This is a genomic window from Ulvibacterium sp. (assembly GCF_965248315.1).
Classification (GTDB): domain Bacteria; phylum Bacteroidota; class Bacteroidia; order Flavobacteriales; family Flavobacteriaceae; genus Ulvibacterium.
Map to the genome: position 1 here is coordinate 122,697 of NZ_CBDFIX010000001.1, position 20,512 is coordinate 143,208.

17 protein-coding genes are annotated in these 20,512 nt (G+C 40.3%); 15 read left to right on the forward strand and 2 right to left on the reverse strand.

The window, feature by feature from the left end; all coding sequences use genetic code 11:
• Positions 1-59 precede the first annotated feature (59 nt).
• Both ACP2AF_RS00500 and ACP2AF_RS00505 read left to right on the forward strand, forming a co-directional pair.
• Complete coding sequence (locus ACP2AF_RS00500; protein ID WP_425234287.1) at positions 60-3,290, forward strand: DUF2723 domain-containing protein; 3,231 nt, start codon at positions 60-62, stop codon at positions 3,288-3,290.
• A 48-nt stretch (positions 3,291-3,338) separates the two neighbouring features.
• Positions 3,339-3,806, forward strand: a complete 468-nt coding sequence (locus tag ACP2AF_RS00505; protein ID WP_425234288.1) for a hypothetical protein — start codon at positions 3,339-3,341, stop codon at positions 3,804-3,806.
• 35 nt (positions 3,807-3,841) lie between these two features.
• Here ACP2AF_RS00505 and gldA read toward each other — a convergent pair whose 3' ends face one another.
• Positions 3,842-4,735 (reverse strand): gliding motility-associated ABC transporter ATP-binding subunit GldA, encoded by an 894-nt coding sequence (gene gldA / locus ACP2AF_RS00510; protein ID WP_425234289.1) that lies wholly within the window; start codon positions 4,733-4,735, stop codon positions 3,842-3,844.
• A 463-nt stretch (positions 4,736-5,198) separates the two neighbouring features.
• On the opposite strand from gldA, the gene ACP2AF_RS00515 reads away from it, so the two are divergent.
• From ACP2AF_RS00515 to ACP2AF_RS00530, 4 genes are read left to right on the forward strand one after another with little or no spacing between them, the layout of a single operon-like run.
• Complete coding sequence (locus ACP2AF_RS00515; protein ID WP_425234290.1) at positions 5,199-6,026, forward strand: prephenate dehydratase; 828 nt, start codon at positions 5,199-5,201, stop codon at positions 6,024-6,026.
• Positions 6,023-7,168 (forward strand): pyridoxal phosphate-dependent aminotransferase, encoded by a 1,146-nt coding sequence (locus ACP2AF_RS00520; protein WP_425234291.1) that lies wholly within the window; start codon positions 6,023-6,025, stop codon positions 7,166-7,168. The genes ACP2AF_RS00515 and ACP2AF_RS00520 overlap by 4 nt, the downstream gene beginning before the upstream one ends.
• 55 nt (positions 7,169-7,223) lie before the next feature.
• Positions 7,224-8,081, forward strand: a complete 858-nt coding sequence (locus tag ACP2AF_RS00525) for a prephenate dehydrogenase (RefSeq protein ID WP_425234292.1) — start codon at positions 7,224-7,226, stop codon at positions 8,079-8,081.
• 4 nt (positions 8,082-8,085) lie between these two features.
• On the forward strand, positions 8,086-9,168 hold the full coding sequence (locus ACP2AF_RS00530) for a chorismate mutase (protein WP_425234293.1): 1,083 nt from the start codon (positions 8,086-8,088) through the stop codon (positions 9,166-9,168).
• A 131-nt stretch (positions 9,169-9,299) separates the two neighbouring features.
• On the opposite strand, the gene ACP2AF_RS00535 is transcribed toward ACP2AF_RS00530, so the two are convergent.
• Positions 9,300-9,743: a hypothetical protein gene (locus tag ACP2AF_RS00535; RefSeq protein WP_425234294.1), complete on the reverse strand. Its 444-nt coding sequence runs from the start codon at positions 9,741-9,743 to the stop codon at positions 9,300-9,302.
• 105 nt (positions 9,744-9,848) lie between these two features.
• Between ACP2AF_RS00535 and rsgA the strand changes: the two genes are divergently transcribed.
• From rsgA to ACP2AF_RS00580, 9 genes are all read left to right on the forward strand, one after another.
• The gene (rsgA, locus tag ACP2AF_RS00540; protein WP_425234295.1) at positions 9,849-10,802 is read left to right on the forward strand and encodes a ribosome small subunit-dependent GTPase A; all 954 of its coding nucleotides are present in this window, start codon (positions 9,849-9,851) and stop codon (positions 10,800-10,802) included.
• A 42-nt stretch (positions 10,803-10,844) separates the two neighbouring features.
• Positions 10,845-11,297, forward strand: a complete 453-nt coding sequence (gene dtd / locus ACP2AF_RS00545) for a D-aminoacyl-tRNA deacylase (RefSeq protein WP_425234296.1) — start codon at positions 10,845-10,847, stop codon at positions 11,295-11,297.
• Positions 11,298-11,379: 82 nt separating this feature from the next.
• Positions 11,380-13,296 (forward strand): DUF3857 domain-containing transglutaminase family protein, encoded by a 1,917-nt coding sequence (locus tag ACP2AF_RS00550; protein ID WP_425234297.1) that lies wholly within the window; start codon positions 11,380-11,382, stop codon positions 13,294-13,296.
• Between the two features lie 26 nt (positions 13,297-13,322).
• On the forward strand, positions 13,323-15,374 hold the full coding sequence (locus ACP2AF_RS00555; RefSeq protein WP_425234298.1) for a transglutaminase domain-containing protein: 2,052 nt from the start codon (positions 13,323-13,325) through the stop codon (positions 15,372-15,374).
• A complete protein-coding gene (locus ACP2AF_RS00560) occupies positions 15,340-15,666 on the forward strand; it encodes a nucleotide pyrophosphohydrolase (RefSeq protein ID WP_425234299.1) in 327 nt (108 codons plus the stop codon). The genes ACP2AF_RS00555 and ACP2AF_RS00560 overlap by 35 nt, the downstream gene beginning before the upstream one ends.
• 37 nt (positions 15,667-15,703) lie before the next feature.
• Positions 15,704-16,933, forward strand: a complete 1,230-nt coding sequence (locus tag ACP2AF_RS00565) for a 3-phosphoshikimate 1-carboxyvinyltransferase (RefSeq protein WP_425234300.1) — start codon at positions 15,704-15,706, stop codon at positions 16,931-16,933.
• 88 nt (positions 16,934-17,021) lie between these two features.
• Entirely contained in the window at positions 17,022-18,071 is a 1,050-nt protein-coding gene (gene queA / locus ACP2AF_RS00570) for a tRNA preQ1(34) S-adenosylmethionine ribosyltransferase-isomerase QueA (RefSeq protein ID WP_425234301.1), read from the forward strand.
• Between the two features lie 74 nt (positions 18,072-18,145).
• Positions 18,146-19,186, forward strand: coding sequence for a 23S rRNA (adenine(2503)-C(2))-methyltransferase RlmN (rlmN, locus tag ACP2AF_RS00575; protein WP_425234302.1), 1,041 nt, complete (start codon positions 18,146-18,148; stop codon positions 19,184-19,186).
• A 206-nt stretch (positions 19,187-19,392) separates the two neighbouring features.
• Positions 19,393-20,370 carry a polyprenyl synthetase family protein gene (locus ACP2AF_RS00580; RefSeq protein WP_425234303.1) on the forward strand — a complete coding sequence of 326 codons (978 nt, stop codon included), beginning with the start codon at positions 19,393-19,395 and terminating at the stop codon, positions 20,368-20,370.
• The last annotated feature ends 142 nt before the right edge of the window (positions 20,371-20,512 follow it).

Consider the following 20,512-nt stretch of genomic DNA (forward strand, 5'->3'; position numbering starts at 1 on the left):
CCGACTACTTCACATACCATTCTATTCTTTTCCGAAGGTTCTTTGTAGGAAACTCTTAGATGACCCTAAAGCAATTTAATACGTGGAACATCCTTTTGGGTTGGACTGTTTTTGGTATCGCCCTTGGTGTTTATGGACTTACCGTTGAACCTACCGTAAGTTTTTGGGACGCTGGTGAATATGTAGCCACTTCTGCCAAATTACAAATTGCCCACCCTCCAGGGGCACCGCTCCTTCAGATGATTGGATCATTTTTCGCATTATTTGCAACGGCCCCCGAAGAAGTAGCGCTGATGGTGAATTATGTTTCAGTAGTATCCAGTGCGTTTACCATACTATTTCTCTTCTGGACCATTACGAATCTTGCCCAAAAGCTGGTCTTGAAAACCGAAGTGACTGTTAAGGGTCAATATATCGGCATTTTGGGCTGTGGTGTGGTGGGATCGTTAGCCTTTACTTTTTCGGATAGTTTTTGGTTCAATGCGACCGAGACAGAGGTTTATTCCATGGCCAGCTTCATTATGGCCTTGTTGCTATGGACAGGCATTAAATGGACGGATAGTTTACATACACCAAGGGGCGACAAGTGGCTTATTCTTATCTCGTTTATAACGGGCTTGACCTTTGGTATTCAGTTTATGGGTTTTTTGGCCATTCCTTCTATTGTACTGCTCTTTTATTTTAAACGATGTAAAGTCATTACAATTAAGAATTTTGTCCTGGCCAATGTCCTTGCTGTGACCATATTGTTATTGATCTTTAAGTTCTCATTGACCTATATGTTGAAACTATTTGGATGGAGCGAGGTATTCTTTGTGAATTCTATAGGGTTGCCTTTTAACTCAGGGAGCATCATTATGGGAATACTTTTGGTGTTCTTTTTCTATTTTACCCTTAGGTACACACAAAGAAGGAAATATAGGTCTTCAAATACCAGTATACTTTCTATCCTGTTTTTGGCCCTAGGCTTTTCCTCCTGGTTACTATTGCCCATTCGGGCAAGTGCGGATGTGGTAATCAACGAAAATGATCCATCGGACGCACGTTCATTGTTGGCCTATTACAATAGGGAACAATATCCGAGCACAGATAGTCCTTTTTATGGGGCCTATTATTCGGACATGTTCGCTTCTGAACATCCTCCTAAGGACGATAGTCCAAAATACGAACGCGATGAGAAACTGGGAAAATATAAAGTTGTTAATCAGTATAAAGGTGCTTCGCAAAGCTCAAGTCCGGATCATACAGGTTTTTTGCCTAGAATGTGGAGCCAACAGAACGCTGAGAACTACATACGTTATTATGGTGTATTGGATTTTACGATAAAACCTGAGTTCCAGGCGGATGTTGAATTGAGGGATGTGGTTCGGGATTTTCGAAAGAAAAATGCCGACGGACTCATAGAAGCTGACCAATATGTAGGTTTTCTAAGGGAAATGGACAATTGGATTATTGTGAAACCTCCTACCTTATGGCAAAACATCAAGTATTTATTCCACTTTCAGTTAGGCTATATGTACTGGCGTTATTTCATGTGGAATTTTGTAGGAAGGCAGAACGATGAACAGGGTCGTTTTGATGGTAACGGGGAATGGCTTAGTGGAATAAAGACAATTGATAGTTTCCGCTTAGGTAGTCAGGAAAACCTTCCTTCGGAAGACCTATACAATAAGGGCCGAAACACTTATTTCTTTTTACCGCTGCTTTTGGGAATCATTGGGCTTGTATTTCAGATTTCCAAAGACCCAAAGCAATTTTGGGTGCTATTCATTTTTTTTGTATTCACTGGAATTGCCATACAATTTTATACCAATCCGCCTATTTTTCAACCTCGGGAGCGGGATTATTCGCTAGTCGGTTCCTTTTATATTTTTGCCATATGGATAGGTCTAGGGGTATATGGCCTTTTTGAGGAAATTAGAAAGTTTGTTAGACCAAAAATTGGCCTTCCCATTCTCCTCGGTATTTGCTTAATGGCAGTTCCCATACTTATGGCACAACAGAATTGGAACGATCATGACCGTTCCAATAGGTATACGGCATTGGCCATGGCCAAGGCTTATCTTGATTCTACACAGGAAAATGCCGGGGCAATCCTATTCACCATAGGGGATATGGATACTTTTCCGCTTTGGTACGCCCAGGAAATTGAGAATTATAGAACGGATACCCGCACGATTATATCAGGGTATTTAAATTTTTCATGGTATATAGACCAAATGAAACGTAAGGCCTACGAAAGTGAACCAATTCCTTCCCAACTGACCCATGAGAACTATACCTATGGTTCCAGAGAAGTTATTTATTATGCCCCATTAACGGACAAGAGGTGGCCCATTCAAGATTTTTTGAAATGGGTAGCTAGCGACCACCCACAAACCAAAGTAAAAAAGTTGCTTGAAAACCAAGGAAGGGATATTAGCAATTTTTCTGAGGAATATTTGGATGCTGTATTTTATCCTACGAACAAAATACGAATTCCGGTAAATAAGGAAAAGGTCTTGGCAGCTGGGTTGGTCAAGGTAAAAGACGCTTCACAGATAGTCGATTATATCGATATTGATCTTCCGGAGACCGGCATCAGAAAAAGCAATTTAATCATGTTGGATATCCTGGCTAACAACGATTGGGAGCGGCCTATCTATTTTTCCGGAGGAAGTTTTGATGAAGAGGAGTATATCTGGATGAGTGATTATCTTCAGTTGGACGGTCTTGTCTACAAACTGGTGCCGATAAGGACCAAAAACGAAAGTATTTTTGAGAAAGGTAGACTGGATTCCGAACTAATGTATACCATTGTCAAGAAATGGGAGTGGGGTAATTCAGGAAGTCCAAACATCTACCATGATCCACAGACCCGAAAACAATTTGGAGTAACCCATCGTATAGTATTGGCCCGTTTATTGGAAAATCTTTTGGAGGAGAATAAATTTGAAAAGGCGAAGGAAATCATTGATATGGCCATGACCAACGTTCCAATGGAACATTTTGGATATTACACTTTTGTGGAACCGTTTCTTGATGGGTACTACAAAGTGGGGGATACCCAAAAAGCCCGGAAACTATTTCGCAAGCTAAAAACCGTTTATCTAGAAAGGTTTAAATATAGTCTGGCATTACCCTCAGAAGAAAAGTATGATAACATAGAGGAGGTACTTGCAGATTTGCAAGCCTATCAGAGGCTCCTTGATATTCTAGAACAAAATGGAGACTCCGAAATCTATGAAAAAGAAACTATGGAACTTAATAGATATGTAAATAGGCTTTCTGATTTGTTAGATCAAGGTTAATTCATTTTTTGTTTAATTAAAAATATATATCTTTAAACAAAAAAAAGAATGAAAAATTTAAAACAACTACTTTGCTTATTTATTCTGAGCGTTTGTGCGGCCAACCTTTCCGCACAGGAAATCACGGTTTTTCCTGGAATGTGGGGTGATAAGTTTTATCAGGACAAGGAGCCACTTACTTGGAAAGAAATCGATGTTATTATGAAAGAGAACCAGGTGTGCGCCCTTCATTGGCAAAAATCCAAGAAAAATATGATAGGTGCATTGATTGCCGGAACCGCAAATTTTGGTTCTGCTATTTGGCTACTTTCAAATTTGGATGATAATGAGCCGCTTACGGGACCGTTAATCGCTACTGCTGGCACCGGTATAATAAGCTCTATCTTTTTTCATTCAGCGATGAAAAATAAAAAGATGGCCATTTTGGAATATAATGATAGTCTAGGGAAAAAAACATCTCTATTCTTAGCTCCTACCAGTAATGAAAATGGGATTGGATTGGCCTTAAAGTTTTAGGTTTTTGGAGGTAGGTAGAAACTCCTACAGAATATTTATGCCGTCAGTTCGGTAAACAAGCTTTCCAAATTTCTGTTCTTTCGGCTTAACTGTAATGTTTTAAGCTGATTGTCATGAGCGAAATCGAAAATGGCCGGACGCATATCCTTGGAGGTACTAAAAGTAACTTCATACACAAAACCTCCTGTATTTTTAACCTGGGAAACATGCGGAAGTTTTTGTAAAAAAGCTTCTTCCACACGGTAATCGAATTCTACCTCGATAACCTGTTCCTCTTCGTCCCGTAAATCGTTCAGCTTCTTGTCGGCGACTAGTGCCCCTTTGTTCAGAATCAATACCCTATCACAAACGGCCTCTACTTCTTTCATGATATGAGTGGACAACAATATGGTTTTTTCTTTTCCAATTTCTTTTATAAGTTTTCGGATTTCAAGCAATTGATTGGGATCTAGTCCCGTAGTGGGCTCATCCAAAATGAGCACATCCGGGTTGTGCAATAGTGCCGCTGCCAAACCTACCCGTTGTCGATATCCTTTGGAAAGTTGACCTATCTTTTTATGTGCCTCCGGTTGCAGCCCCGTCCGTTCAATAATTTCCTTTATACGATTCTTGTCCACCTTATGGAAATCGGCATTAAAAGCCAAATACTCCTTTACATATAGTTCCAAATACAAGGGGTTGTGTTCAGGCAGGTACCCAATACTCCTTTGGACATATTTTTTATCAGTACTAACGTTAAAATCATTTACCATGGCTTTCCCCTCATCTGCTTCATGGTAGGTAGTCAAAATCTTCATCAAAGTAGATTTCCCTGCACCATTTGGTCCCAAAAAACCAACGATCTCACCTTTTTTCACATTGAAGGAGACATCGTTCAAAGCTTTTTGGTTCCCAAATGTTTTGGTAATGTTTTTTACGACAATGGACATTGGTTTCGGTGATTTTCTCCAAAAATATAGCAAATACCATTAAGACCTCCGCATATCTATTAAGATTATTGAAAAAACACGTACTTGGGGTTCGGAACAAGGATTACTGCCTTATCCTTGTTGTTTGCATGACGTGTATAATTCGCATTAAAACTAGATTTTGAAAAATAAATGGACAAGGATTGGCGTTAATTCTTAGAAAATCAAAAAAAGAGGCGGCATAAACCTGATTTTTAAATTTAATTAGTACATTAGCCAAAGTTTTATAGCATAATGACAAAACAATATTTCTGGAACGGTTTTTACTTTTACTTCTTTTTTAAAGGAAGAAAGGGACTGTTGTAGTATATTGAAAACAAAAATATAATATGAAGTCCCGTGAAAAACGGGACTTTTTTATTTCCCATTTTTCATGAAAATGGAATACCTGGAACAGGTCAAGGGAATCGTCAGTTAGTGTATAATGAGTTTGAAAATAGCCATACAGGGAATAAGGGGATCCAACCACCATCAGGTCACAAGGGAATACTTTGAGGGTGGTGTGGATTTAGTGGAATGTCTTTCCTTTCATAGATTGGTAGATTGCTTGTTGGATGGTTCTGCGGACAAAGGTGTCATGGCCATTGAGAATTCTATTGCAGGATCTATTATTCCCAATTATGCGCTGGTGTATGACAACGGCTTACATATTATAGGAGAACATTATTTGAACATTCACCACCATTTGATGGCTTTGGAAGGTCAGCAAATTAAAGATATAAAAGAAGTTCGTACGCATCCTATGGCCCTCTTACAATGTAGGGAGTTTTTGAAGACGCAACCCCATATTAAAATGGTAGAAGATGTAGATACTGCCGAAACGGCTAAGCAAATTATGGAGCACCGTTTAAAGGGCATTGCTGCCATTGCGCCTCAAGTGGCCGCCGAACTATATGGTTTAAAGATTATTGCCAGCGAGATACAGACCATAAAGAATAATGCCACAAGATTTATTATTGTAAAAACCAAGAACAAAGAACTCCCCAAGGACGAAATAAACAAGGCTTCCCTAAGATTTGAAACCGACCATAAAAGAGGCAGTTTGGCAACGGTTCTCAATGTGATGAGCGATTGTAACCTTAATTTGACCAAAATTCAGTCGTTGCCGATAATAGAGACCCCTTGGAAATATGCTTTTTTTGTGGACGTCACTTTTGAACAATATGATAATTTTGCCAAGGCCAAATCGCTTTTGGAGATTATGTCCGAAAATTTTAAGGTCATAGGGGAATACAAAAACGCCCGATTATGATACAAACAGCGGAAAGATTAAAAACGGTTGAGGAATATTACTTCTCCAAGAAGTTGCGAGAGGTACGTCAACTTGTAGCAGAGGGCAGACCTATTATCAATATGGGTATTGGAAGCCCCGATTTAGATCCCTCACCAGAGGTGGTGAACACGCTTCAGAATGTGTTGGGGGAATTTGGCGCGCATCAATATCAAAGTTATCAGGGATTACCTGAATTAAGGCACGCCATGGCTGATTTTTATCAATCCAAATTTGGGGTTGCCCTGGACGGATTAAACGAGATTTTACCATTGATGGGTTCCAAAGAAGGAATAATGCACATCAGTCTGGCTTTTTTGAACGCCGGGGATAAAGTACTGATACCTGATCCGGGCTATCCTACCTATACTTCGGTCACTAAACTGGTAGGTGCCGTTCCTATAAAGTATGACCTGACGGAAGCCAACGAATGGTTGCCGGACCTGAAAGCTTTGGAAAGTCAGGATCTCTCCAAGGTAAAGCTAATGTGGATCAGCTATCCGAACATGCCTACAGGAGCTACCATAACACATGAAAAAATGCTGGAATTGGTGGCATTCGCCAAGGAAAATCAGATTCTATTGGTCAATGACAATCCATATAGTTTTGTGTTGAACGAACACCCCACAAGTATTTTACAGGTAGAAGAGGCCAAGGAGGTGGCCTTGGAACTTAATTCATTGAGCAAGACCTTTAACATGGCAGGCTGGCGTGTGGGTATGGTAATGGGCAGCGAAAGACATATAAATGCCGTATTGAAGATAAAAAGCAATATGGATTCGGGAATGTTCTATGGAATTCAACAAGGTGCGGTAACGGCATTGCGAAGCGGAGATGAATGGTTCAAAAAATTGGATGCCGTATATGCATCCAGACGTCAATTGATGTTCGACTTAGTGGATAAGTTAAACTGCGCCTATGATAAGAATGCTGCGGGTATGTTTGTATGGGCCAAATTACCGGAAGGAAGCAAATCTTCCGAGGAATTTATTGATAAGGTGTTGTACGATAATGGTGTTTTTATAGCACCAGGCACTATTTTTGGGAGCAATGGTGAAGGTTATATCCGGTTTTCACTTTGTGTACAAGAAGATAAGATCAAGGAAGCAATAGATCGGTTTTAGAAATGAAAAAATGGAACTTTCCTGTATTGATTTGGAAAAGTCTAACAGCTAAAAAATGAACATATTCGTTATAGGTATAGGTTTAATTGGAGGCTCCTTTGCAAAGGATATAAAAAGATTACGTCCCGACTCGAAAATTTTTGGGGTGGATACCGATATGTCCCATCTAGACGAAGCCCTGTCGTTGGGTATAATTGATGAAAAATCCGGTTATCAGGGTCTATCTCAAGCGGACGTGGTCATTGCGAGTATTCCAGTGGATGCCTTGGCAGAGAAATTACCGGAAATTTTGGATGCCGTTAGCGATGATTGTGTAGTCTTTGATGGCGGATCTACCAAAAGTTTGATTTGCAAAACTTTAGAAAACCATCCCAAACGCAGGAACTTTTTGGCCTGTCACCCCATTGCCGGAACTGAGTTTTCCGGTCCATCAGCAGCTATGGAAGGCTTATACAACGGTAAGACCAATATCATCTGCGAAGTGGAAAAGACCGCCTTTAAATTGCAGGAACGGGCTTTGGGACTATTTCAGGAAATGGGCATGCGAATCCGATATATGAATCCCTTGGCTCATGACCGCCATATTGCCTATGTATCACATTTATCGCATATCAGTTCATTTATGTTAGGTAAAACGGTAATTGAAAAGGAGAAAAACGAAAAGGATATTTTTGATATGGCCGGTAGTGGATTTGAAAGTACGGTGCGTTTGGCTAAAAGTTCCCCGGCCATGTGGACGCCTATTTTTGAACAGAACAAGGAAAATGTAGTTGAAATATTGGAGGATTATATCCAAAACTTGGAGGCGTTCAAAGAGCTCCTTTTGGAGAATGATTATAAGGGCGTTTATACTGAAATGGATAATACGAATAAAATAAAGGAAATATTAAAAGGAATACCACTTAACAAATAATAACATGGAGAATACAAAGGAATTGAGAAAATGGTTGGACGATATGGAACTGCCACATCCATTGGTGATTGCCGGACCCTGCAGCGCTGAAACCGAGAAGCAAGTATTAAGGATTGCCCATGATCTGAAGGATACGGATGTAAATTATTATCGTGCTGGTATATGGAAACCTCGTACCCGTCCTGGAAATTTTGAGGGTGTGGGCGCATTAGGCTTAAAATGGTTGCAGAAGGTAAAAGAGGAGACCGGGTTAAAAACAGCTACCGAAGTTGCCAACAGAAACCATGTGGAGCTGGCCCTGGAACATGATATTGATTTGTTGTGGATAGGTGCCCGTTCTACCGTGAGCCCATTTATTGTACAGGACATTGCTGATGCCCTGGAAGGGACGGACAAGATTGTTTTAATAAAGAATCCGGTAAACCCCGACCTTTCATTATGGTTGGGTGCCGTAGAGCGTTTGTACACGGCCAACATTAAAAAGCTGGGGGTTATCCATCGAGGTTTTTCGACCTATGAAAAATCCAAATATAGAAATATTCCGGAGTGGCAATTGGCCATTGAGTTACAGACCAAATTTCCGGATTTGCCCATTATTAACGACCCATCCCACATTACCGGAAAGAGGGACATGATCTTTGATGTTTCCCAAACCGCACTGGATCTAAATTTTGATGGATTGATGATAGAGACACACTTTGATCCGGACAATGCATGGAGTGATGCAGCACAACAAGTAACACCCAAAAGATTGGTACAAATTATGGAAGATCTAAAAATTAGAAAGGAGACCGATAAGGAGGCAGAATACAATAGTAGGTTGAATAACCTAAGGGCCCAAATAGATATTATCGATAATCAATTGATCGATATGCTCGGAAAACGCATGAAGGTTTCAGGTGGCATAGGGGAACTTAAAAAGCAACGCAATGTAGCGGTGCTTCAAACCAATCGGTGGAACTCCATTTTAGGAAAAATGATTTTGGAAGGTGAATCCAAAGGATTGAGTGAGGAATTTGTGTTAAAAATGTTCAAGGCCATCCATCAGGAATCCATAAACCATCAGGAAAAGATCATCAATGCCTAAAACAGTTAAAAGCGAGTGAAGCAATCTGTTCATTTGGTTTCTAAAACGTACAGATTGCTTCGCCCTTATACTTTGTTGTATTTTCCTAAAAGTAAACTTTTAAGCCTCAGAGAAGCTTATACAAAAGCTTATTAATCCTTTTTAAAGACATACCGGGTAATAAAGATGCCTTGGCCGTCCTTATCCCCCGCATCGGATTCAACGGCACTCGATACAAATACCAATTCCCAACCATCAGCCGCCATTGCAGTTAATTTAGAGGAAGTAACCGCATCATTGGCTGCAATATTCTGAAAACGGATTCCAGCGATATTGTAAAAATTTAGAAGCTTTGTTTCCTCAAAGTTTTTTACCCGAATATTCCCTCGTTTGGACTTGTTCCTTGTGTTATCCTCTTCCGTCTGTTCTGAAGTGTATTCGGCAAAATCCTTTTCTTCTTGGGCGTCAATAATTCGAGACCGGCCTATTCCGCTTGGCACAATGGATTCTACACTGGTTATTATCTTATATTGTTGGGCGTGGATTTCAAAGGTTGCAACAATGGCCAGACAGATAATACATAGACTTTTTTTCATTTTCAATATGATTTAATTGTTAGAATTTGCCCAAAGATACCGCGAATCTTAAAATTAAAAATCGGTATTTTTGCGCGGACTATCCATGATGAATTTTTAGATGTAATGACGGGAGTTGTATATAAATCTACAGGGAGCTGGTATACCGTCAAAACGGATAGCGGAGCGTTCTATGAATGTAGGATAAAAGGAAAATTTCGCATTAAAGGTATCAAAAGCACAAATCCGGTTGCGGTCGGGGACAAAGTGAAATTCGAGATAGAACTAATTGGGGACGAAACCATCGGAATTATTTCTGAAATCGAAGACCGGAAAAATTATATTATTCGAAAATCCGTAAACCTCTCCAAACAGACCCATATCATTGCCGCTAACTTAGATCAGGTCTTTTTGATTATTACTTTGAACAACCCGGTAACCCACACCATTTTCATAGACCGTTTTTTGGCGACTGCCGAAGCTTATGACATTCCAACCGTTTTGTTGTTCAATAAGATGGACAGTTATGACAGAGAAGAGTCGGCCGAGGTAAGATATTTGATCGACCTCTACCAAAATGTGGGATATACCTGTATCGGCATATCCGCAAAAACCGGAAGAAATGTCGATCAGGTCAGGGAATTGATGCTCAATAAAACCAGTATGTTCTCGGGTCATTCGGGAGTAGGCAAATCTACCTTGATCAATAAATTGGAACCTTCTTTGAGCATTAAAACTGCCGAAATATCCGAACAACACCTTCAAGGACAACACACTACAACATTCGCAGAGATGTTTGATCTGAGTTTCGATGCACGCATTATTGATACACCAGGAATAAAGGGTTTTGGTATGGTGGATATGGACAAAGATGAAATTGGGGATTACTTTCCCGAATTTTTTAAGCTAAAGAAGAATTGCAAATTCAACAACTGCTTGCATCTGGATGAGCCAAAATGTGCGGTCAAGGAGGCCTTGGAAAAGGGTGAGGTATCTTTGAGTAGGTATCGAAGTTATGTACAAATGGTTACAGGACAGGAAGATACGTACAGAATGGACAATTATGGAAAAGTGGACTAAACGGAATATGCCTTTTTTAGATGGAAGGGTTGGAATTGGAGTATGAGAGCAGTGATTCAAAGAGTATCGAAGGCCAGTGTAACCGTAGAAGGAAAGGTGGTTTCAAAGATCGATGAAGGTCTTCTTGTATTATTAGGAATAGAGGACAGCGACGGGAAGGAAGATATTGAATGGCTATCACGTAAGATCGTAAACCTCCGTATTTTTAACGATTTAAGAGGGGTAATGAATCGTTCGTTGCTGGATATTAATGGCACTGCTCTGGTAGTCAGTCAATTTACCTTACATGCATCCACCAAAAAAGGAAATAGGCCATCTTATATAAAAGCCGCAAAACCTGATGTTTCCATTCCCTTGTATGAAAAATTCGTGCAGCAATTGGAAATGGATCTAAATAAAAAAGTAGGAACGGGAATCTTTGGTGCCGATATGAAAGTAGAATTATTAAATGATGGTCCTGTAACCATCATTATGGACACAAAAAACAGGGAATAAGGTACATTTGTCGATTTTGTAGTGGATAAATGTAAGAAATTTTAGTACTTTACGTTGTAAGTTTCAACCCCGACCTAAACCAATGCGCCTACTACTACTTCTTACATCCTTTTTTCTGGTATGTATCGTTTCAGCACAAAAATCCAACTATCAAGCCCTTTTATTGGATAAAACCCTTGTAGAAAATGCAAATGCCGTGGTTCGCCTCGATGAAATGAAAATACACGTGGAAGCCAGGAATAGAATGGTATATACCGTAAAACAAGTAGTAACGGTTTTGAACAAAATGGGCAATAGATATGCCAACCCCCGTGTTTTCTACGACAGTGACAAGAAGATAAAGCACATAGAAGCCTATGTGTACGATAAAATGGGGAAAGAAATAGAACACCTAAAGAAAAGGGATTTTCGGGATGTTAGTGCTGCGGATGGTATTTCTCTTTATATAGATGATAGATTGCTTGCGTATTCCTATACCCCAATACAATATCCTTACACTATGGAATTTTCCTATGAAGTGGAGACCATTGATACTGGGGTTTTTCCCGCGTGGTACTTTTTATCAGGATATTTGGCAAGTGTGGAAAAGAGCCATTATGAAATTACCTACGCCTCAAGCGACTTGAAACCGGTCATCAAAGAATACAATTTAGATGATTTTCCTATTGAAAAAGAAGAAAGGAATGGCCGTATCGTTTATACCGCCCAACACCTTCCCTCCGTAAAAAGTGAGGCACATAGTCCGGATTACAGTAGCTTGGTACCAAAACTTTTGGTAAGATTGGAACATTTTCACTACAAAGGCTTTGATGGAGACGTGGATGACTGGAACCAATTGGGAAAATGGGTCAACAATTCACTTCTAAAAGGACGTACAGAGCTTTCGGAAGCAACCCGAACCATGGCCAGAAATCTGGTGAGCGGTATTGAGGATGATTTGGAAAAGGCGAAAGTAATTTATGAGTATGTGCAGGACAATACTAGATATATAAGTGTTCAGATAGGTATTGGAGGTTTTAGACCCATTAGTGCCATTGAGGTGGACCGTGTTAAATATGGGGATTGTAAAGGCCTCTCCAATTATACCAAGGCTCTTTTGGAGGCAGTGGGAGTGGATTCTTACTATACGGTAGTGGAAGCGGGCCCCAGAAAAGTGGATTTTGAGGAAGACTTTGCAGACCTACGACAGGGCAACCATGTTATTTTGGCCATTCCATATGGGGACAAATACTATTGGATAGATTGCACTTCCCAAATTCATCCTTTTGGTTTTGTCGGTGACTTTACTGACGACCGCAAGGTTCTTGTAGTAAAGCCGGAAGGAGGTGAACTCGTATCCACGGTCGCATATAATAACGAACAGAACCATCAATTGACCAAGGCAAAATTTAACGTTTTGAAAGATGGTGCAATATCTGGTAAAGTTGTTATTGCTACTGAAGGCGTGCAGTATGACAATCGTTTCACCTTGGAGGAAAAGTCCAAGGACAAGATTGGCAAGCATTATAAGGACTATTGGAGCGAGGTGAATAACCTTAACCTTCACAGCTACAAATTTGATAACAATCGTGAGGAAATTCGATTTACAGAGGAGGTAGAGGTCTCCGCAAAAAATTATGCTTCCATCAGTGGGGAGAGAATTCTGTTTGCTCCCAATGCCTTCAATAAGAATAGTTATGTGCCTCAACGTTATAGAAATCGGAAATTACCCTTGGAAATACAACGAGGTTTTTTGGATGAGGATGTATTTGAGATAGCTATGCCCAATGGATATGCAGTGGAAGCTCTTCCGGAAGATGTAAAGCTTGAAACTCCATTCGGCACTTATACCATGGAACTTAATTATAATTCAGAAACCAATACCTTAAATTACAAACGTAGTTTTTTCCTCAAAAAAGGGACACACCCCAAGGAGGAATATGCGAATTACCGCAATTTTAGAAAGAAGATTGCTTCAGCTGACAATGCCCAAGCAGTAATTGTCAAAACCAATCTTTAAAACCCAAACCTCCCAATATTTTAATCATGAAAAACCTCAAAATCAGTTTATGTCTTTTTGTTTCCCTAGTTGCCAACGATGTCTTGGCTCAGAAAGTTAAATTTGGAAAAGTATCGGAAGCCGAACTTAGGGAAGAAGTGTATGAAAAAGATTCTTCTGCGGTCGCCGCGGTATTGTATCGATATAAAAACATTCGTTTTGAATACAAGCAATCCCTAGGTTTTAAATTGGTTACCTCTATCCATGAGCGGGTAAAAATTTATAAGTCGGAAGGATTTGAATATGCCACGGTAATTGAAAAATTGTCTAAGGACAATGGAGACAAGGAGACCATCAGTGGATTGAAGGCATTTACTTATAGTTTGGAAAATGGGGAAATTAAAAAGCATAAATTGTCCAAAGAAGGAGAGTTTAAAACAGAACTGAACGAGTATTACAACGAAGAAAAATTTACCATGCCCAACGTAAAAGTTGGTAGTGTGGTTGAATACGAATACCAAATCCACTCTCCTTTTTATTGGATTATTGATGAAATAGCCATGCAATATGACATCCCCATCAAATATCAAGAGATTTCCATTAGGGCCCCGGAATACTTCGTTTTTAAACCCACCATGAAAGGATATCTGCCTCTTAATCCTCAAACGGGTACCGAAGGTGGTACCATCACCTTTACCGATAAGCAGAGAAGAGGAAAATATAACACAACTACCACCTACAGCAATTCCAACCTAAATTATATTATCAATGTTACCAACTATACAATGCAAGATGTGCCTGCCCTAAAAGAGGAACCTCATGTTAATAACATGAACAACTATAGAAGTGCCGTGTTGTATGAATTGCAGTATACCAAGTTTCCCCAATCCCCTATAAAAAGTTATACCACTACCTGGGAGAAGGTAATCAAGACAATTTATGAAAGTCGTAATTTTGGAGGTCAACTTGCCCAAAAAAGATATTTCAAGGAAGATCTTCAGGCCCTAATTGGAGATAGAACCGATGAGGTGGAAAAGGCAGCGATTATTTTTCAATATGTTCAAAACCATATGAATTGGAATGGTATGGCGGGGTTTTATAGCGATAAAGGTGTTAAAAAAGCCTATGAAGATCGCAGTGGTAACATAGCGGACATCAATCTGATGTTGACCGCCATGCTTAGCGAAGCAGGTCTGGAGGCCAATCCCGTGCTCATAAGCACTAGGGACCATGGAGTGCCAATGTTTCCTACGCGAAGAGGCTTTAATTATGTGGTAGCTTCCGTCTCCTTAAATGACAACATTGTGCTTTTGGATGCTTCCAACAAATACACCAAGCCTAACGTATTACCTGTACATGCGCTGAACTGGTATGGAAAGTTGATAAAAAAAGATGGGAGCTTCAATAGCGTTTCCGTAATGCCCAAAATAGTTTCCAAGGAGAATTCCAATTGTACCGTTGCCTTGGACCAAAATGGTGGAATCAAAGGCAGGATGCGTAAGACATACACCGATTTTAAGGCATACGAGTTCAGGAACAAGTTTAATGGCATACAGGAAGATTCTTATCTGGAAAAATTGGAATCCTCCAATGTAGGCATGGAAATCGGGGAATACGCGGTGAAGAATAACGAGACCATAGGCAAGGCCATTATGGAAAATATGAGTTTTACCATGGAAGGTCAGATAGCAAAAGTAGGGGATAAAATGTACTTTAACCCCTTGTTTACTAGTACTATGACCGAAAACCCTTTTAAGTTGGACGAACGAAACTACCCTATAGATTATGCGTATCCTTGGGAAGAAAAAATGGTGGTAAACATTTCCATACCAGAGGGATACGAAATCGAGACATTACCGGCAGATGTAAAGTTAGGCTTACCCAATAAAACGGCAAGTTTTATTTATAAAGTGATGGCTCAGGGCAATAAGATTCAGGTATTGGCGGATTTGAAAATGAACGCGGCCATTATTCCTGCCGTAGATTATCACAATTTAAAAGAATTCTACAAAAAGATAGTGGAAAAAGAGGCAGAAAAAGTAGTTTTATCCAAAACTACCGCAAATGGCTCTCAAGAAACTCCAGCAGGAAGTAGATAATTGGATAAAACGGCACGGCGTACGTTATTTTAACGAACTTACAAATATGGCCCAACTTACCGAAGAGGTAGGGGAGGTGGCCCGTATCATTGCTCGAAGGTATGGAGAGCAGAGCGAAAAGGAATCCGATAAGGAAAGAGATCTAGGCGAGGAATTGGCAGATGTCCTTTTTGTGGTCCTTTGTTTGGCAAATCAGACGAACGTAGATTTGCAGAAAGCTTTCGATGAAAAATTGGCTTTGAAGACCCAACGGGATCATGACAGACACCAAAACAACAAAAAGCTTAAATAGTACTATCTTTGCACCTTAGCACTAGAACCGCATAAGATTGAAACTACACCTATCTCCTCCTACAACCAAACTACTAAAATCCAGTATTCGGATTACAGGCTCAAAAAGCGAGTCCAACCGTTTGTTATTGCTACAAGCGTTGTACCCCAATATCGAGATTGACAACCTATCCAATTCCGATGATGCCCAGGTCATGCAAAAAGGACTGAATACAAGTAGGGGTGTTGTGGATATCCATCATGCCGGCACGGCCATGCGATTTCTTACAGGCTACTTTGCCTCACAGGAAGGTAAGGAAGTTCTTCTTACAGGCTCAAAACGTATGACTGAGCGTCCCATAAAAGTTCTAGTGGATGCGCTACACAAATTAGGGGCCGAAATTGAATATGAAAAGAACGATGGGTATCCACCATTAAAAATTAAAGGGAAAAAGCTAACCCGAAATAAAGTGAGCCTTCCCGCCCATATCAGTAGCCAATATATTTCTGCATTGTTGCTGATTGCACCGGGTCTGGGAAATGGTCTGGAATTGGACTTGAAAGGGGAAATTACATCTGTCCCCTATATAAAGATGACTTTGGCCTTATTGGAGCAAATTGGTGTAGGGACCACTTTTGAAGGAAACAAGATCAAGGTATATCCCAAAGAGTCCGTGAATTTAAAAACCCTGGTGGTGGAATCAGATTGGAGCTCTGCCTCCTATTTCTACAGTATAGTTGCCCTTAGTGCAGTTGGTTCTGAAGTTATCTTATCATCATATAGAAAAAATAGCTTGCAGGGAGATAGCGTGCTTGCAGGGATTTATAAAAATTGGGGCGTGGACACCGATTTCAGGGAAAATGAAATCAGCCTAAGAAAAGTGGCAGACCTAAAACCCGAAAATTTGAATCTGGAACTTTCAAATGCCCCGGATACTGCCCAGACTATTGCGGTTACCTGTTTTGGATTAGGAGTTGGGTGTCATCTTACAGGGCTGCACACCCTAAAAATAAAGGAAACCGATAGATTGGTAGCCTTGGATACAGAACTCTCCAAATTGGGTGCGGACATAACCGTATCGGATAAGGATTTGACTTTACGTCCGTCGAATGAAGTGAACAAGGACATAGCGATAAACACCTATAATGATCATAGAATGGCTATGGCCTTTGCACCCTTGGCCATGAAAACTTCAATATATGTAAACGATGCCGAAGTGGTCTCCAAATCCTATCCTGATTTTTGGAAAGACCTGGAAATACTGGGTATAACCATACGAAAATCATAATTCGTATTTAATCCTTGTTTTACTTGACAACCCCCATGGCCACATTGTATATTTGCAGCCGCAAAAATGACTAACTTAATTCACTTACATGAAATTATCGCACTTCAATTTTGAACTTCCAAAGGACTTATTGGCAGAATACCCAACTGAAAATAGGGACGAGTCCAAATTAATGGTAATCCATAGGGATTCTGGTAAAATAGAGCATAAGATGTTCAAGGACCTTATTGATTATTTTGACGAAGGCGATGTTATGGTCCTGAACAATACCAAGGTCTTTCCGGCAAGATTATACGGAAATAAGGAAAAGACAGGAGCTCGTATCGAGGTTTTTTTATTGCGGGAATTGAACGAGGAACAAAGGCTATGGGATGTTTTGGTTGATCCGGCACGTAAAATCCGAATAGGCAATAAACTATATTTTGGAGATGACGAAAGCCTGGTAGCAGAAGTTATTGACAATACAACATCCAGGGGAAGGACCTTACGTTTTTTATATGACGGAGCCTATATCGATTTTCGAAGGAAACTTCGGGAATTGGGGGAAACGCCCTTGCCAAAATACATTAAGCGTGGGGTGGAACCAGAGGATGAGGAACGTTATCAGACCATTTATGCCAAACATGAAGGAGCTGTGGCGGCTCCGACGGCTGGGCTTCACTTTTCCAAGCACTTATTAAAGCGTTTGGAAATCAAAGGAGTGAATTTTGCTGAATTGACCTTGCATGTTGGTTTGGGGACCTTTAACCCCGTTGAGGTAGAGGATCTTTCCAAACATAAGATGGATAGCGAAGAATTGATTATAGACGAAAAGGCAACTGAAGTTGTCAATCGAGCCAAGGAAACAAGAAAAAAAGTATGTGCGGTGGGCACTACCGCAATGCGGGGATTGGAAAGCGCGGTTTCTTCCGAACAAACACTAAATACGTTTGACGGTTGGACCAACAAATTTATTTTCCCACCGTATGATTTCAGTATCGCCAATTGTATGATTACCAATTTCCATTTACCCAAATCTACATTGCTGATGATGGTATCTGCCTTTATTGGTCACGATCTCATGAAAAGAGCCTACAAAGAAGCTATTTTAGAGGGATATCGTTTCTATTCCTATGGAGATGCCATGTTGATTATATAGGAAGGTTCGAACAAATTATAGGAATCCTGTCTACCAAATCATCGGTTCGGCAGGATTTTTTATCTTTTCACGTATTGGAAACAAAAAAGAAAGACATACGAGCCCTTACTAAGGAACAATTGCGCGGTTTTTTCACGGAACAAGGTGATAAGGCTTTCCGCGGCAATCAGGTCTATGAATGGCTTTGGCAGAAATCCGCACACTCCTTTGATGTGATGACAAATCTTTCCAAGGATACCCGAAAACTTTTGGAGGATTTTTTTGTAATCAATCACATTCGTGTAGATCAAATGCAGCGGAGCAAGGACGGTACCATAAAAAATGCGGTACGATTGCATGATGGGTTGGTAGTGGAATCTGTTTTGATTCCTACTGCAAACCGTACCACGGCGTGTGTTTCGAGCCAAGTGGGTTGTAGTCTGGACTGCAAGTTCTGTGCTACGGCACGTTTAAAACGAATGCGCAATCTGAATCCTGATGAAATCTACGACCAAGTGGTGGCCATTGATAATGAGAGTAGGCTCTATTTTGATCGACCCTTGAGCAACATTGTATTTATGGGAATGGGCGAACCTTTAATGAATTACAACAATGTGTTAAAGGCCATCGATAAGATAACCTCCCCAACTGGGCTCGGAATGTCCCCAAGACGTATTACGGTCTCTACATCGGGAGTTCCCAAAATGATAAAAAAAATGGCAGACGATGGGGTTAGATTCAATTTGGCCGTATCCCTTCATTCCGCCATTGACGAAATACGGACATCCATAATGCCCTTTAACGCCACGTTTACTTTGACCGACCTACGGGAAGCTCTGCAATATTGGTATGCCAGGACCAAAAGTAGAATCACCTACGAATATGTGGTCTGGGAAGGTATTAATGATACACAGAAGGATGCGGATGCCTTGGTAGACTTCTGCAAATTTGCGCCTTCAAAGGTTAATCTTATCGAATATAACCCAATCGATGATGGTAGGTTTCAGCAAGCTTCAAATATCGCACTGGAGAGATATGTGGACACTTTAGAGCAAAACGGAATTGTGGTTACCGTTAGACGTTCCAGGGGGAAGGATATAGATGCGGCATGTGGCCAATTGGCAAATAAACACTAAAAAATAAGGAGTTGATATCGCTCCATGAATAAGGTAAAGGCAGCTTTTGTTTTTTGATCAATACATTAGATAATCCTGCATAAGGTTACGAAATTAAATTTTCTCGTACCTCCCTGGCCAAATACTGAGACTGCCCGCTGAACGCCTCTTCTTTTCCTTATTTTATTTTTATCTTTCCAAATCCAAAGCGATAGAAACCAAACTTCTTGAAAACAGTATCCCGAATAAAGGAACCTATAGATCGTGAAATGGAACTTTTTGAGAAGAAGTTCCATAGTGCCATGTCCTCCAAGGTAGCACTTCTTAATCGCATTACGTATTACATTGTAAACCGGAAAGGCAAGCAAATGCGGCCTATGTTCGTTTTTTTGACCGCAAAGTTGTTGAACAAGGGCGAGGTAAATGAACGAACATATAGGGGTGCCTCCGTTATAGAACTTATTCATACGGCCACTTTGGTGCATGATGATGTTGTGGATGAAAGTAACAAACGCCGCGGGTTTTTTTCCATTAATGCATTATGGAAAAATAAAATTGCTGTTTTGGTAGGTGATTATCTATTATCAAAAGGATTGTTGTTGTCCATTGACCATGGAGATTTTGACCTGCTGCGGATTATTTCCGTAGCCGTTCGGGAAATGAGCGAAGGGGAGTTGCTACAGATTGAAAAGGCGAGACGCCTGGACATTACCGAAGAAATCTATTATGATATCATCCGCCAAAAGACGGCCACTTTAATTGCCGCATGTTGTAGTTTGGGTGCGTGTTCCGTAAAACCCAATTCACCGGACGTGGAAACCTTTAGGAAATTTGGGGAACTTTGTGGCATGGCCTTTCAAATAAAGGATGATCTTTTTGATTATGGAGAAGAGAAAATTGGGAAACCTACCGGGATAGATATTAAGGAACAAAAGATGACCTTACCTCTAATTTATGTCCTTAACAACTGCTCCAAATCGGAAAAAAGATGGTTGATCAATTCCGTAAAAAATCACAATAAAGACAAAATCAGGGTGAAGCAAGTAATCGCTTTCGTAAAGGAAAGAGGCGGATTGGAATATGCCGTACAAAAAATGCTCGATTTTAAGGAAGAGGCTTTGAAACTTTTAGACGCATACCCATCTTCGGATTACAAAAACTCCCTTGAGCTTATGGTAAATTATGTAGTGGATAGAAAAAAGTAAAGTCGAATGGCTTTGTTTTTGATATGAAATTTTCACATTACGGACCTTGCATAAAAGACTTCAAAAAAAAAATCAACTTTCCAGGCAACGTTTTCCCTTACTAAATCGTCTATAGAAATAGTAGACAACCAAAAACCCCTTT

What these genes read in the sequence shown, in the direction of transcription:
- rsgA (WP_425234295.1), top strand. Translation starts at nt 9,849, where the DNA reads ATGACGGGAGTTGTATATAAATCTACAGGGAGCTGGTATACCGTCAAA.
- ACP2AF_RS00535 (WP_425234294.1), bottom strand. Translation starts at nt 9,743, where the DNA reads ATGAAAAAAAGTCTATGTATTATCTGTCTGGCCATTGTTGCAACCTTT.
- ACP2AF_RS00530 (WP_425234293.1), top strand. Translation starts at nt 8,086, where the DNA reads ATGGAGAATACAAAGGAATTGAGAAAATGGTTGGACGATATGGAACTG.
- dtd (WP_425234296.1), top strand. Translation starts at nt 10,845, where the DNA reads ATGAGAGCAGTGATTCAAAGAGTATCGAAGGCCAGTGTAACCGTAGAA.
- gldA (WP_425234289.1), bottom strand. Translation starts at nt 4,735, where the DNA reads ATGTCCATTGTCGTAAAAAACATTACCAAAACATTTGGGAACCAAAAA.
- ACP2AF_RS00560 (WP_425234299.1), top strand. Translation starts at nt 15,340, where the DNA reads ATGGCTCTCAAGAAACTCCAGCAGGAAGTAGATAATTGGATAAAACGG.
- queA (WP_425234301.1), top strand. Translation starts at nt 17,022, where the DNA reads ATGAAATTATCGCACTTCAATTTTGAACTTCCAAAGGACTTATTGGCA.
- ACP2AF_RS00500 (WP_425234287.1), top strand. Translation starts at nt 60, where the DNA reads ATGACCCTAAAGCAATTTAATACGTGGAACATCCTTTTGGGTTGGACT.
- ACP2AF_RS00550 (WP_425234297.1), top strand. Translation starts at nt 11,380, where the DNA reads ATGCGCCTACTACTACTTCTTACATCCTTTTTTCTGGTATGTATCGTT.
- ACP2AF_RS00555 (WP_425234298.1), top strand. Translation starts at nt 13,323, where the DNA reads ATGAAAAACCTCAAAATCAGTTTATGTCTTTTTGTTTCCCTAGTTGCC.
- ACP2AF_RS00505 (WP_425234288.1), top strand. Translation starts at nt 3,339, where the DNA reads ATGAAAAATTTAAAACAACTACTTTGCTTATTTATTCTGAGCGTTTGT.
- ACP2AF_RS00520 (WP_425234291.1), top strand. Translation starts at nt 6,023, where the DNA reads ATGATACAAACAGCGGAAAGATTAAAAACGGTTGAGGAATATTACTTC.
- ACP2AF_RS00515 (WP_425234290.1), top strand. Translation starts at nt 5,199, where the DNA reads ATGAGTTTGAAAATAGCCATACAGGGAATAAGGGGATCCAACCACCAT.
- ACP2AF_RS00525 (WP_425234292.1), top strand. Translation starts at nt 7,224, where the DNA reads ATGAACATATTCGTTATAGGTATAGGTTTAATTGGAGGCTCCTTTGCA.